At 68.5% G+C, this 13,081-nt stretch carries 9 protein-coding genes and 1 pseudogene; 2 read left to right on the forward strand and 8 right to left on the reverse strand.

The annotated features are described in order from the left end of the window. The first annotated feature begins 17 nt into the window (after positions 1 to 17). Positions 18 to 959 carry a LysR substrate-binding domain-containing protein gene (locus ACE2AC_RS00935; RefSeq protein WP_375690266.1) on the forward strand — a complete coding sequence of 314 codons (942 nt, stop codon included), beginning with the start codon at positions 18 to 20 and terminating at the stop codon, positions 957 to 959. Positions 960 to 1,081: 122 nt separating this feature from the next. Next, a complete protein-coding gene (gene lipA / locus ACE2AC_RS00940; RefSeq protein WP_375690267.1) occupies positions 1,082 to 2,038 on the forward strand; it encodes a lipoyl synthase in 957 nt (318 codons plus the stop codon). Between the two features lie 94 nt (positions 2,039 to 2,132). Here the strand turns inward: lipA and ACE2AC_RS00945 are convergent, their stop codons facing one another. The 8 genes and pseudogenes from ACE2AC_RS00945 to ACE2AC_RS00980 all read right to left on the reverse strand — a co-directional run bounded on the left by ACE2AC_RS00945 (position 2,133) and on the right by ACE2AC_RS00980 (position 13,013). Beyond that, entirely contained in the window at positions 2,133 to 2,708 is a 576-nt protein-coding gene (locus ACE2AC_RS00945; protein ID WP_375690268.1) for a TIGR02281 family clan AA aspartic protease, read from the reverse strand. Between the two features lie 57 nt (positions 2,709 to 2,765). Next, a pseudogene (locus ACE2AC_RS00950) lies at positions 2,766 to 3,391 on the reverse strand (MarC family protein). Positions 3,392 to 3,458: 67 nt separating this feature from the next. Further along, positions 3,459 to 6,578, reverse strand: a complete 3,120-nt coding sequence (locus tag ACE2AC_RS00955; protein WP_375690269.1) for a multidrug efflux RND transporter permease subunit — start codon at positions 6,576 to 6,578, stop codon at positions 3,459 to 3,461. 3 nt (positions 6,579 to 6,581) lie between these two features. Next, positions 6,582 to 7,790: an efflux RND transporter periplasmic adaptor subunit gene (locus ACE2AC_RS00960; RefSeq protein ID WP_375690270.1), complete on the reverse strand. Its 1,209-nt coding sequence runs from the start codon at positions 7,788 to 7,790 to the stop codon at positions 6,582 to 6,584. A gap of 176 nt (positions 7,791 to 7,966) precedes the next feature. Next, positions 7,967 to 9,823, reverse strand: coding sequence for an ABC-F family ATP-binding cassette domain-containing protein (locus tag ACE2AC_RS00965; protein ID WP_375690271.1), 1,857 nt, complete (start codon positions 9,821 to 9,823; stop codon positions 7,967 to 7,969). A gap of 133 nt (positions 9,824 to 9,956) precedes the next feature. Further along, on the reverse strand, positions 9,957 to 11,480 hold the full coding sequence (locus ACE2AC_RS00970) for a DHA2 family efflux MFS transporter permease subunit (protein WP_375690272.1): 1,524 nt from the start codon (positions 11,478 to 11,480) through the stop codon (positions 9,957 to 9,959). Further along, positions 11,480 to 12,571 (reverse strand): HlyD family secretion protein, encoded by a 1,092-nt coding sequence (locus ACE2AC_RS00975; RefSeq protein ID WP_375690273.1) that lies wholly within the window; start codon positions 12,569 to 12,571, stop codon positions 11,480 to 11,482. The genes ACE2AC_RS00970 and ACE2AC_RS00975 overlap by 1 nt, the downstream gene beginning before the upstream one ends. A gap of 25 nt (positions 12,572 to 12,596) precedes the next feature. Continuing rightward, positions 12,597 to 13,013, reverse strand: a complete 417-nt coding sequence (locus ACE2AC_RS00980; protein ID WP_375690274.1) for a MarR family winged helix-turn-helix transcriptional regulator — start codon at positions 13,011 to 13,013, stop codon at positions 12,597 to 12,599. Positions 13,014 to 13,081: the final 68 nt, after the last annotated feature.

The following is a 13,081-nucleotide window of genomic DNA, read 5'->3' on the forward strand; positions in this document are numbered from 1 at the left end:
TTTGATAATCAAAACCTATGGCCGTCACCCTCCGACAACTCGCTTATTTCAAGGCCTTGGCCGAGCAACAGAATTTCGGCCGTGCGGCGGATGTGGTGCATGTCTCGCAGCCCGCGCTGTCGGCGCAAATCCGCGAACTCGAGGCGTCTCTGGGGGCGCCGCTGATCGAACGCCAGCCGCGTCGCGCGGTGCTGACGCCGTTCGGCCGGCGGATGCTGACCCATGCCGAGGCGGTCCTGTCGCAGGTTGCCCAGATGGAGGAGGACGCCCGCTGGCGCGAGGGGCTGGCAGGGCAGTTGTCGCTGGGGATCATCCCGACGTTGGCACCCTACATCCTGCCCGGGGCGCTGGCCGCGCTGCGGGCGCGGGACCTGTCGCTCGACGTGCAGGTGAGCGAAGGCAAGACCGCCCGCCTGCTGTCGGACCTTGCCTCCGGGCGGCTTGACGCGGCGCTGATGGCGCTGCCGGTCGAAGGCGAGGGGCTGGTCTCTGTTCCGCTCTTCGAGGACCGGTTCCTGCTGGCGGGGACAGAGGCGCGGCTGGCCTCGCTCGGCACCCGCGCCGAGCCGATGCGCCCGACCGAGATCGCGCCGGGGCAGCTTCTGCTGCTGGAGGACGGGCATTGCCTGACCGACCAGGCGCTCGAGGTCTGCGGCCGAGGCCGGGGCAACGCGCAGATCAACATGGGCGCCTCGTCGCTGGCCACGCTGTCGCGGCTGGTGGCGGCGGGCTTCGGCCTGACGCTGCTGCCGGAAATCGCGCTGGCCGCCGAGATGGCGGCGGCGCCGGGCATGGCGGTGACGCGTTTCTCGGCCCCCGAACCCGCGCGGCAGATCGGCCTCGTCCGCCGCGCGACCAGCCGGGACGACGGCTGGTTCTCGGCCCTCGCCGCGATCCTGGGCGAGGTCGGCGACCTGATCGTCGGGCAGGCCCGCGACGCGGTGCCGCCGGCCCGCTGACCCCCCAACCGCCGGAAATCCGGGCAGAGTTCTGCGTGCCACACAGGGCGGGCCTGCGGCACTGGCGCTTGCGTTGCGGCCCGCCTATGTTAAACGCACGGCGACACGACCGGAGGCGGAGCATGCGCGACCTCAAGATCCCCGCACAGCGGCACCCAGAAAAGGCCCATCGGCCCGACAACGCCCAGCCCAAGAAACCGGACTGGATCCGGGTGAAGGCGCCGACATCCAAGGGCTATTTCGACACCCGCAACATCATGCGCGAGCATCGCCTGACCACGGTCTGCGAAGAGGCGGGCTGTCCCAACGTCGGCGAATGCTGGAGCCAGGGCCACGCCACCATGATGATCATGGGCGAGGTCTGCACCCGTGCCTGCACCTTCTGCAACATCGCCACCGGCAAGCCGCCCGAGGCGCTCGACGTGTTCGAGCCGGGCCGCGTCGCCGACGCCGTGCAGAAGCTGGGCCTGAACCACGTGGTCATCACCTCGGTCGACCGCGACGATGTCGAGGACGGCGGGGCCGAGCATTTCGCCCAGACCATCCGCGCCGTGCGGCACCGGTCCCCCGGCACCACGATCGAGATCCTGACGCCCGACTTCATCCGCTGCGGTCCCGAGGCGCTTGAGACGGTCGTCGCCGCGAAGCCCGACGTCTTCAACCACAACCTCGAAACCGTGCCCGGCCTCTACCCCGAGGTGCGGCCCGGCGCGCGCTACTTCCATTCGCTGCGGCTGCTGCAGCGTGTGAAGGAGCTCGATCCCACGATGTTCACCAAGTCGGGCATCATGGTGGGCCTGGGTGAGGACCGGCAGTCGGTCATCCAGGTGATGGAGGACATGCGCGCCGCCGACATCGATTTCCTGACCATCGGGCAGTACCTGCAGCCGACGCCGAAACACCACGCGGTCGACCGGTTCGTCACGCCCGAGGAATTCGCGAGCTACGAGAAGGCGGCCTACAACAAGGGCTTCCTGATGGTCTCGGCCTCGCCGCTGACGCGGTCGTCCTACCACGCCGGCGACGATTTCGCCCGGCTGCGGGAAAACCGGTTGAAGAAACTGGGGATGAAAGCCTAGGCGGCACAGGGCCCGGGCGGGGATACCCGCCTGGCCCGTTTATGGTTTGTCACCGGGGTGGGTTGCCTTCCACCCGGGGCGCTCCGCCCCACACCTACCGCTCCAGCACCAGCGCCCCGTTCTCGAACGACATCCGCGAGAACTGCTGCAGGTAGGTCATGCCCATCAGCGATCCCGGCATCTCGCCCTCGCTGACGAAGGCGCGGAAGCCCTCGTCGGTCACCGGGCCCAGCGTGACGCTGTCGAGCGTGACGGGCGCGATCCGCACCGCGCCGTTCGCGGTCTTGGCCGATCCGAAGTAGCGCAGCCCGTTCAGGTCGATCCCCGCCTTCTCGGCGTCCTCGTGGCGCAGCACCATGTCGGTTGCGCCGGTGTCGACGATCATGCGGATCGGCGTGCCGTTGATCTCGGCGGTCAGGTAGTAATGCCCGTCGTTCGAGCGCGGCACCTCGATCACGCCGTTCTGCACCCGCTGCACCGGGACCACGGTGTGCCGGATGTCGCCCCAGAGCCCGATGGCCGCGACCGTGCCGAGCAGGATCAGCCCCCAGATCGCCGCGTGCTGGAACATCGTCCCGCGGCGACCGCGATAGGACACCACCAGCGTGCCGCCGATGAAGACCGCCAGCATGACAAGGTAGAAGAGGCTTCCGAACTGGATCGACGACATCGGGTTCTCCGGTTTCCTGTCAGGGATATAGGGCGGGGCGCGGCGATCTGCGAGGGTTCAGCCGGCGATGCCGAAGGCGGTCAGCCCGTCGAGGACGAACTGCACCGACAGCGCCGCCAGCAGCATCCCGAGGAGCCGGGTCACCACGTTGATGCCGGTCTGCCCCAGCAGCCGTTCGAACAGGCCCGCGGTCAGGAAGAGCGCGTAGACCACCACGAGCACCGCCGCCGCGACGGCGAGGGTGGCCAGGCTGCCGGTCAGCCCCGGGTTGCGCCCCGCAAGCAGGATGACCGAGGCGATGGCGCCGGGCCCGGCGATCAGCGGGATGGCCAGCGGAAAGACCGACGGGTCGTCGCGGTCCTCTTCCTCGGCCTCCTCGGCCTGGTCGGCGCGGCGCTTGGTCCGGCGCTGGAACAGCATGTCGAGCGCGGTGAGGAACAGGAGGATCCCCCCGCGATCCGGAACGCCGGCATCGAGATGCCGACGAAGCCCAGCACCGCCTCGCCGAAGAAGGTGAAGAGCGCGAGGATGAAGAGCGCGACGAGGCAGGCCCTGAGCCCCACGGCGCGGCGATGGCTTTCCGGGTCGCCCTGGGTCAGGGCGGCGAACAGCGGTGTCAGCCCCACCGGATCGATGATCACGAAGAGGGTGACGAAGGCGGTTATGAAAAATCCGGTGTCCATCCGGGCTTATGGAACACGGAATGCGCCCCGAGGGGAAGGGGCACGGGCCGTCAGGCCCGTGCCGATGTCAGGCCGTGCCGGATGCCGCGGCATCGCCGCGCCGGCGGGTCAGCCGCATGATCAGCACGTAGAGCGCCGGGACCATGAAGATGCCGATGAAGGTCGAGGCCAGCATCCCCCCGATCACCCCGATGCCGATGGCGTTCTGTGCCGCGGCGCCCGCACCGCTCGCGACGGCCAGCGGCAGCACGCCCAGGATGAAGGTTAGCGCGGTCATCAGGATCGGCCGCAGCCGCAGCTGCGCGGCCTCGGTCGCCGCCTCGGCGATGGTCCGGCCCTCGCGCCTGAGCTCTTCGGCGAACTCGACGATCAGGATCGCGTTCCGCGCGGCGAGGCCGATGGTCGTCAGCATCCCCACCTTGAAGTAGACGTCGTTCGACTGGCCCAGGAAATAGGCGGCGAGCAGGGCGCCCAGCACCCCCACCGGCACCGCCAGCATGACCGAGAACGGGATCGTCCAGCTTTCGTAGAGCGCCGCCAGCGCGAGAAAGATCACCAGCGCCGAGATCGCGTAGAGCAGCGGCGCCTGGTCGCCTGACTGCTGCTCCTGGTAACTGATCCCGGTCCAGGCCACGCCGTACCCGCCGTCCATGTCGGCCACCAGCGCCTCCATCGCGTCCATCGCCGCGCCGGAGCTGGTGCCGTCGGCGGCCTGGCCCGAGACCTCGAGCGCCGCGGTCCCGCCGTAGCGCTGCAGCGAGGGCTGCACCGGTTCCCAGCTTGTGGTCATGAAGGCGCTGAACGGCACCATCTCTCCGCTCGCATTGGTAGCATACCACGACAGGATGTCCTCGGGCTGCATCCGGTGTTCGGCGGCGGCCTGCACGATGACCGGCCGGAGCGAGGAGCCGAGCACGAAGTCGTTCACCTCGGAGCCCGAGAAGATCACCGACAGCATGCTGTTCACGCTCGACAGCGAGACGCCGAGGCTCTCGGCCTTCTCCTGGTCGATGTCGATCCTGAGTGCGCTGTCCTGGTCGGTGCCGCGGGCATCGACGTTCGACAGCCGGGCGTCCTGGCCGGCCAGTTCGACCAGTTCCTCGGCGGCGGCGATCATCGCCTCGGTCCCGTTGCCGGCCTGGTCGATCAGGTACATCGTGAACCCGCCGGTGTTGCCCATGCCCTGGATGGCGGGCGGTTGCATCACGCGGATGGTGCCCGCGCGGCTGGCCGCGAAGGCCTGGTTGGCGCGTCCCGCCACCGCCTCGGCCGACAGGTCGTCGCGCCCCTCGCGGGTGTCGAAATCACGCAGCTTGACGAAGACCATCGCGTTGTTCTGCCCGCTGCCGCCAAAGCCGAAGCCAAGCGCCACGAAGGTCGCCTCGACCGCCTCGGATTCCTCGTCGAGCAGGTAGGCCTCGACCTTCTTCACCTCGGCCAGCGTCTGCTGCGAGGTTGCGCCCTCGGGCAGCGAGATCATCGTCATCAGCACGCCCTGATCCTCGGACGGGATGAACGAGCTGTCGATCCTCTGGAACATCGCCCAGGCTCCGCCGAGGATCACGCCAAGCACCAGCAGGATCACCAGCGGCGCGCGCAGGGTGAACCGGACGGCATCGGCATAGCCGTCGCGGAACCGGTCCATGCCGGTGTTGAACCAGCGCGCCGGGGCAAACCGGGCCTGTTCCGGCTTGGGCTTCAGCAACCGCGCCGACATGGGCGGCGAGAGCACCAGCGCCACGAAGAGCGACAGCGTCATCGCGGTGACCATGGTGACCGAGAACTGGCGATAGATCACCCCGGTCGAGCCGCCGAAAAAGGCCATCGGCAGGAAGACCGCCGCCAGCACCACGTTGATGCCCAGCAGGGCCGAGGTGATTTGCCCCATGCTCTTGACCGTCGCCTCGCGCGCCGAGAGCTTTTCTTCCTCCATGATCCGTTCGACGTTCTCGACCACAACGATGGCGTCGTCGACCAGGAGGCCGATCGCCAGCACCATGGCGAACATCGTCAGCGTGTTGATGGTGAAGCCGGTGGCGTAGAGCACCGCGAAGGTCCCGAGCAGGACGACCGGCACCGCGATCAGCGGGATCAGCGTCGCGCGCCACGATTGCAGGAAGATGATCAGCACGAGGAAGACCAGCACGATTGCCTCGAGGATGGTGTGGTAGACCTGTTCGATCGACAGCTCGACAAAGGGCGAGGTGTCATAGGAAATCTGGAACTCCACCCCCTCGGGCAGCGCGTTGGCAAGACCCGCCATCGTCGCCTTGACCGCGTTGGCCGTGTCCACGGCATTGGCCCCGGTTTCGAGGTTCACGCCGAAGCCCGCGGCGTTCAGGCCGTTGAAGCGCGAGTCGCCGCCATAGCTTTCTTGACCGATCTCGATCCGGGCGACATCGGCCAGCCGGACGATGCCGCCGTCCTCCTCGGTGCGCAGCAGGATGCGTTCGAACTGCTCGACGCTGGACAGTTGGCTCTGGGCCGTGACGGTGGCGGTGAACTGCTGCCCCTCGATGGTTGGCTGCGCGCCCAGCGATCCGACCGAAACGGTGGTGTTCTGGTTCTGCACCGCCGTCACCACGTCGGTGGGCGTCATCTGGTAGCGGGCCAGCGACAGCGGGTCGAGCCAGATGCGCATCGCGTAGCCCGAGCCGAAGGCGTTGATGCCGCCGACGCCCTCGGTGCGCTGGATCGGGCCTTCGACGGTTTCCGACAGGATGTCGCCTAGCTCGAGCGTCGAATAGCGCCCGGTGGTGTCCACCAGCGCCCCGACCAGCAGGATCGAGCTGTCGGATCGCGAGACATCGACGCCGTTGCTCTGGACGGCCGAGGGCAGGCGGCTGGTGACCCGGCTGACCTTGGACTGGACGTCGTTCTGCGCGGTGACCGGATCGACGCTGTCGTCGAAGGTCAGCGTGATCGACGACGACCCCTGCGAAGACCGGGCCGTCATGTAGATCATGCCCTCGAGCCCGGTCATCGCGTCCTCGATGACGCGCGTGACCGAGTTCTCAACCGCGCTGGCCGTGGCGCCGGAATAGGTGGCCGAGACGCGCACCGTGGTCGGGGCGATGGCCGGGTACTGCGACACGGGCAGGGCGGTGAAGGCCCAGGCCCCGGCCAGCATGGTCATCAGGGCGAGCACCCAGGCAAAGACCGGGCGGTGAATGAAGAAACGGCCCATGGATCAGTTCCCGTCCGTCGCCGCGCCGTCCTGGTCGGCCGAGGCCCCGTCCGGCGGGGCGCTGCCGGGGCGGACAAAGGCCTCGGACCGGCCATCGGCCGGGACCGGCACGCCGTCGTCCCCGATGATCACCGGCACCGGCGTCACCTCGGCCCCGTCGGTAAGGTTGCTCAGCCCGTCGACGATCAGCTGTTCGCCCGCCGCGACGCCTTCGGTCACGACCCAGGCGTTCTCAAAGCTGCCCTGGTCGGTCAGCGTGCGCTCTTCGGCCCTGCCATCTACCGCGACAAAGGCGGTCAATGCGCCCGCCGCGGTGCGCGAGGTCGCACCCTGCGGCACCAGGATCGCCTCGCTGGTGCCGAGCGTCATGTCCACCCGCAGGAACTGGCCCGGCATGATCCGCCGTTCGGGGTTGTCGAACTGCAACCGCAGCTGACGGGTGCCCGTGGTGGTCGACACGGTTGCACCGGGCGAGACGAGCGTGCCCTTGCCGCTGTAGGTCTCTCCGGTCTCCAGCTCGAGCGCGATGTCGATCTCTCCGCCGCGTTCGAGCGACCCGGATTCCATCCGGTTGCGGATCTGGGCAAAGCGGCGGCTCGATTCCTCGACATCGACGAAGATCGGGTCCAGGCGGGTCACCGTGGTCAGCGCGTCGGTCTGGTTCGCCGTCACCAGCGCCCCGACCGACACCGTCGGCACGGCGGCATATCCGGTGATCGGGCTGGTGATCTCGGTCCGGTCGAGGTCGAGCTGCGCGACCTGCTGCGACGCCCGGGCCGAGCTGAGATCGGCCTGCGCCTGCAGCACCGCGACCCTTGCGCTGTCCAGTGTCTCGGTGGTCACGCCGACGCCTTCCAGCCGCTCGTAGCGCGTGACGGTCTGTTCGGCGGTGGCCAGCGCGGCCTCGGCGCGGGCGACCTCGGCTTCGGCGGCGGTCAGCTGCGCCTCGAAGCTGTCGTCCTCGATCCGGAAAAGGACATCACCCGCGGCCACGGTGCGGCCCGGCTCGTACACGATCTCGGCGATCACGCCGCCGACGCGGGGGCGGATGTCGACTGCCTCGAACGCCACCGCCCGGCCCGGCAGGGTGTTCGAGAATGGCACGTTCGCGGTTTCGAGCGTGACGACGCCCACCTCGGTCGGGCCAAGGGCCATGCCCGGCGGTCCCGCCGGTTGCGCCACGGCCGCGTTCACCATCCATCCCAGGGTCACGAGGGCAGTCAAAATCGGGCGGACGGGCGGGGAAATTGGCATGGGGCCTCCGGCAGTGGTCAATACGCAGAGGGTCATACGGACGGCGCATACGCTTCCGTCGGTCCTGGCCGGAAAAAAGTGGCGCACCCTCGCGGTATTCTCACGCGGCGGGCGGCGCGAGGTCAACGCCGGTGTCAGGCCGCCGGGTTCTCGGCCGCCTCGAGCTTTTCGAGCGCGCTCATCCAAAGCGTCTCGGCCCGGCTCATCGCCTCGCGCAGCTCGGCATACTTGCGGTTCCAGACCTCGAGCTCGCCGACCTTGTCGTCCTCGTAGAGCGCCGGATCGGCCAGCCTGGTGGACAGCTTGTCGCCCATTTCGCCCAGCTTGCCGACGCGTTCCTCGCATTTGCGGACCTCGGCCCGCAGGGCCAGGATCTGCTCGCGCGAGGCGCGTTTCGGCTTTTCCTTCACCTTCTCGGCCTTGGGCGGCGCGGCGGGCGTCAGCAGCATCTGCCGGTAGCTTTCCAGGTCGCCGTCATAGGGCGCGACACGGCCGTCCTTGACCAGCCAGAGCCGGTCGGCGACCAGGCTCAGCAGGTGCATGTCGTGGGACACGAGGATCACAGCGCCGGTGTAATCTGTCAGCGCCTCGACCAGCGCCTCGCGGCTCTCGATGTCGAGGTGGTTTGTCGGTTCGTCGAGGATCAGCATGTGCGGCGCGTCGAGCGTCGCCAGCAGCAGCGACAGCCGTGCCTTCTGCCCGCCCGACAGCTTTCCGACCAGCGTTTCGGCCTGCTCGGCGCCCACGCCGAAGCCCGCCAGGCGCGCACGCAGCTTGGCGGGCGCCTCGTCAGGGCGTTCGCGGCGGACGTGGTCGATCGGCGTCTCGTCGAGGTGCAGTTCCTCGACCTGGTGCTGGGCAAAGAAGCCGATCCGCAGCTTGGAACTCTTGACGATCTGGCCGTCCATCGCGTTCAGCCGGTCCGACAGCAGCTTCGACAGGGTCGATTTGCCCTCGCCGTTGCGGCCCAGCAGGGCGATGCGGTCGTCCTGGTCGATGCGCAGGTCAAGGTTGCGCAGCACAGCCTTGCCGTCATAGCCGACCGAGACGCCCTCGGTCCGCAGGATCGGCGGCGACAGCTCCTCGGGCTGCGGGAAGGAGAAGCGGCGCAGCGCGGCCTCCTGCGGGCGGGTGATCGGGGTCATCTTTTCCAGCGCCTTGACGCGGGACTGGGCCTGCTTGGCCTTCGATGCCTTGGCCTTGAACCGGTCGACGAAGCTCTGCAGGTGCGCGCGCCGCGCCTCCTGCTTGGTCGCCTCGGATTCCGCCACCGCCAGCTTGGCCGCGCGGGTGCGGGCAAAGGTGTCGTAGCCGCCGGTGTAAAGCGTGAGCTTCTTGTCCTCGAGATGCAGGATATGCCCCACGGCGCGGTTCAGCAGGCCGCGGTCGTGGCTGATGACCAGCACGGTATGCGGGTACTTTGCCAGGTAGCTTTCCAGCCACAGCGCGCCCTCGAGGTCGAGGTAGTTGGTCGGCTCGTCGAGGAGCAGCAGGTCGGGTTCCGAGAAGAGGACCGCCGCCAGCGCCACGCGCATCCGCCAGCCGCCCGAGAAAGCCGAACAGGGCATCCGCTGTTCCGCGTCGGTGAAGCCAAGGCCCTTGAGGATCGTGGCCGCCCGCGCCTCGGCGCCCCAGGCGTCGATGTCGGCCAGGCGGGTCTGGATCTCGGCGATGCGGTGCGGGTCCTCGGCGGTTTCGGCCTCGGCCATCAGGGACGCGCGTTCCTTGTCGGCCGCCAGCACCGTGTCGATCAGCGACACCTCGTTGCCCGGCACCTCCTGCGCGACGCCACCGATGCGCGCGCGCGGGGGCAGGCCGATCGCGCCGGTGTCGAGCGCCAGTTCGCCCCGGATGATCTTGAACAGGGTGGTCTTGCCGGTGCCGTTGCGGCCGACGATGCCCACCTTGTGCCCCTCGGGGATGGTGGCCGAAGCGTGGTCGATCAGCAGGCGGCCGGCAACCGAATAGGAGATGTCATCAAGGCGTAGCATGGGCGCGACGTATCAGAGGCCGGGGAGGGGCGCCATAGGGGGCGTGGCGTCGAAAACGTGTGCGGCGGGCGATGCCCGATAACCGGGCCGGATGGCAGGCCGACGCCCGGACCGGGGCCCGGGCATCGTGCCTTCAGGGCTTGCGCAGCAGCAGGACGATCGGCACCACCGACACCGTCAGGATCATCATCAGGAAGAAGTTGTCGATGTACCCGATCATCGCCGCCTGCTGGTTCACCAGCGTGTCGGCCACGTAGGCATAGAGCGGCGAGCCCTGCAGCAGTTGCGGCAGCCCGTCCCGCACGGCGGACGACTGCGCGGTGAGGGTGGATGCGATCTCTTCGTGGTTCACCGTTGTCATCCGCACCAGCACCGCCGTCACCAGCGAAATGCCCGCGCCCGACCCCATATTCCGCACCAGGCTGAACATCGAGGTGGCGTCGCCGCGCAGGTGCGGGGCGATGGTGGCGAAGGTCAGCGTCGACAGCGGCACGAAGACAAAGCCGAGGCCGAAGCCCTGCATCACGCCTGAGAGGATGATCAGGTGCGAATCCATCCCGGATTCGAAGCCCGTCATCAGCCAGAGCGATCCCGCCGTCATCGCCAGCCCGAACACCACCAGGGCACGGGCGTCGAAACGTGCCACCAACCGGCCGACGAGGATCATCGACACCATCGTGCCGACCCCGCGCGGCGCCATGACGAGCCCGGTCTCGATCACCGGGTAGCCCATCAGCTTCTGCAGCAGGGGCGGCAGGAGCGCGAGGCCCGAGAAGAGCGTCATCCCGATGATGAAGATGAAGATCAGGCCCATGACGAAGTTGCGGTCACGGAACATGGCAAGGTCGACAAACGGCTCGTCCGCGCCCCAGCAGTGCACGATGAAGGCCCAGAGCCCCGAGATCATCAGCCCCACGTAGATCCAGATCTCGACGGAGTCGAACCAGCCCACGGACTGCCCCCGGTCGAGCATCATCTGCAGCGACCCGACGGCGATGGCGAGGAAGGCAAAGCCCATCGTGTCGAACCGGCGGCGCCGGGTCTCTTCGCGCGGCATGAAGGCCGCGACGCCGAGGAAGGCGATGATGCCGACGGGCAGGTTGATAAAGAAGACGTAGCGCCAGTCGAACATCTCGGTCAGGTAGCCGCCGAGGGTCGGGCCGATGATCGGCCCCACCATGATCCCGGCGCCGTAGATCGCCATCGCCTGGCCGATCTTTTCCCGCGGGTTGATGTCGAGAAGGACGGCCTGCGCCAGCGGGATCAGCGCGGCGCCAAAGACGCCCTGAAAGATCCGGAACAGCACCATCTCGGGCAGGGAGGTCGCCAGCCCGCAGAGAACCGAGGTAAAGACGAAGCCCGCGATGCAGGTGGTGAAGACCCGCCGCCGCCCCATCGTGTCCGCCGCCCAGCCGGTGAGCGGCGTGGCGATGGCCGAAGCGACGATGTACGAGGTCAGGACCCAGGTGATTTCCTCCTGGGTGGCGTTGAGGCTCGCCGCCATGTGGGGCAGGGCGACGTTGGCGATGGTGGTGTCGAGCACCTGCATCACCGTCGCCACCATGATCGAGGCGGTCAGCAGCCCGCGCGAGGCGACCTGCAGCTTGGGGGCCGACAGCGCCGGTCCCGTGGCGGGGATATCGGCGGCGGCGGCCATCAGAGGTCGTCCAGGCGGGAATGGCCGGTGTCGACCGAGACGCTGACGCTCATCCCGTCGCGCAGGGCGAGCTCCGGCGCTTCGTCCAGCTTGATGCGCACCGGCACCCGTTGCACGACCTTGACCCAGTTGCCGGTCGCGTTCTGCGCCGGGATCAGCGAGAACTGCGACCCGGTGGCCGAGCCGAAGCTTTCGACCTCTCCGCTCAGCTCAAGGTCGGGATAGGCGTCGACCTCGATGGTGACCCGCTGGCCGGGCACCAGCTTGCCCAGCTGGGTTTCCTTGAAGTTCGCCTCGATCCAGGTGTCCGAGCTGTCGACCAGCTTGGCGATGCTCGACCCGGTCGAGATGAACTGGCCCACATTCAGGCTTTCGATCTGGCTGACGGTGCCGCCGGTGGCCGATTTCACTTCGGTATGGGCAAGGTTGCGTTCGGCCGCCTCGCGGGCTGACAGCGCCGCGCGGACGGCGGGCAGGGTGTCGGTCTCGGCCTCAGGGTCGCCGCCGAGGGCGGCGGCGGCGGCGGCCAGCTGGCTCTGGGCCACGGCGACCGAGTTCGTGGCGCTGCGCGCGGCCACCGTCGCCTCGTCCAGCGCGGCCTGCGAGCCGATCCCGCGCGAGGTCAGTTCCTCCTGTCGGGCCAGTTCGCGTTTCTTCACGTCCTCGATGCCGCGCGCGGCTTCGAGCTGGGCATTGGCGGTGGCATAGGCGGCGCGCTGCTGCTCGACCGCCAGGCGGGCGGCGGCCAGCTGCGCCTCGGCATTGTCGAGCGCGATGCGGTAGTCGGTCGGGTCGATCCGGAACAGCGGGGTGCCGGCGGCGATGACCTGGTTCTCGTGCACCAGCACCTCGGTCACGCGGCCCGCGACGTCGGGCGAGACGCTGATCATCGGCTGATGGACATAGGCGTTGTCGGTGCTGATGTAGCGCCCGCCGAGCAGCCAGTAGCCGCCCCCGACCACCGCCAGTGCCAGCGGCACCGAGATCATCAGCATGCGGCGCCGGCCCTTGCCCTTTGGCTTCTCGGCGGGTGGGGTGGCCGCGGTGGCCACCGGGGCGGCCTGTTCCATGTCGTCAGCTCGTGCGTTCATCGTCTCGTTCCCTTGCCGGCCGGCGTCACATCGCCGCCAGGTTGTCCTTGATCTTGCCCAGGGCGCCGCGCAGCCCATCGATGTCTTCCGGTGCGAGGCCGGCAAAGACCTCGGCGAACATCGCCTCGGTCAGGGCGCGCATCGCGTCCACCTTGGCGCGCCCGGTCGCGGTCAGGTCGAGCGACTTGGCCCGGCTGTCCGTCGGGTCCGGCCCGCGCGAGATGAGGCCCATGCCCTCGAGCCGTTCCGCCAGGTCGCTCACCGTCATGGGCGAGGCTTCGAGCGCCTCGCCAAGCGCGACCTGCCGCATCGGCCCGTCCAGCGACAGGAGCCGGAGCGCCCGCCATTGCAGCAGCGTCAGTCCTTCGGGCTTTGCGGCCGCCTCGAACCGGCGGCGCAGTAGGCCGGTGGTTTCGTGCAGCAGGATGGCGATGTCTTTCATGGCGTCCTCGATAAGATACGGAGTTATATAATACGGATGCGTATAATAAAACCCCGTAACGAATGCAG

It is taken from the genome of Pseudooceanicola sp. LIPI14-2-Ac024, assembly GCF_042188925.1.
Lineage (GTDB): Bacteria > Pseudomonadota > Alphaproteobacteria > Rhodobacterales > Rhodobacteraceae > Pseudooceanicola.

What these genes read in the sequence shown, in the direction of transcription:
- ACE2AC_RS00935 (WP_375690266.1), top strand. Translation starts at nt 18, where the DNA reads ATGGCCGTCACCCTCCGACAACTCGCTTATTTCAAGGCCTTGGCCGAG.
- lipA (WP_375690267.1), top strand. Translation starts at nt 1,082, where the DNA reads ATGCGCGACCTCAAGATCCCCGCACAGCGGCACCCAGAAAAGGCCCAT.
- ACE2AC_RS00945 (WP_375690268.1), bottom strand. Translation starts at nt 2,708, where the DNA reads ATGTCGTCGATCCAGTTCGGAAGCCTCTTCTACCTTGTCATGCTGGCG.
- ACE2AC_RS00955 (WP_375690269.1), bottom strand. Translation starts at nt 6,578, where the DNA reads ATGGGCCGTTTCTTCATTCACCGCCCGGTCTTTGCCTGGGTGCTCGCC.
- ACE2AC_RS00965 (WP_375690271.1), bottom strand. Translation starts at nt 9,823, where the DNA reads ATGCTACGCCTTGATGACATCTCCTATTCGGTTGCCGGCCGCCTGCTG.
- ACE2AC_RS00970 (WP_375690272.1), bottom strand. Translation starts at nt 11,480, where the DNA reads ATGGCCGCCGCCGCCGATATCCCCGCCACGGGACCGGCGCTGTCGGCC.
- ACE2AC_RS00975 (WP_375690273.1), bottom strand. Translation starts at nt 12,571, where the DNA reads ATGAACGCACGAGCTGACGACATGGAACAGGCCGCCCCGGTGGCCACC.
- ACE2AC_RS00980 (WP_375690274.1), bottom strand. Translation starts at nt 13,013, where the DNA reads ATGAAAGACATCGCCATCCTGCTGCACGAAACCACCGGCCTACTGCGC.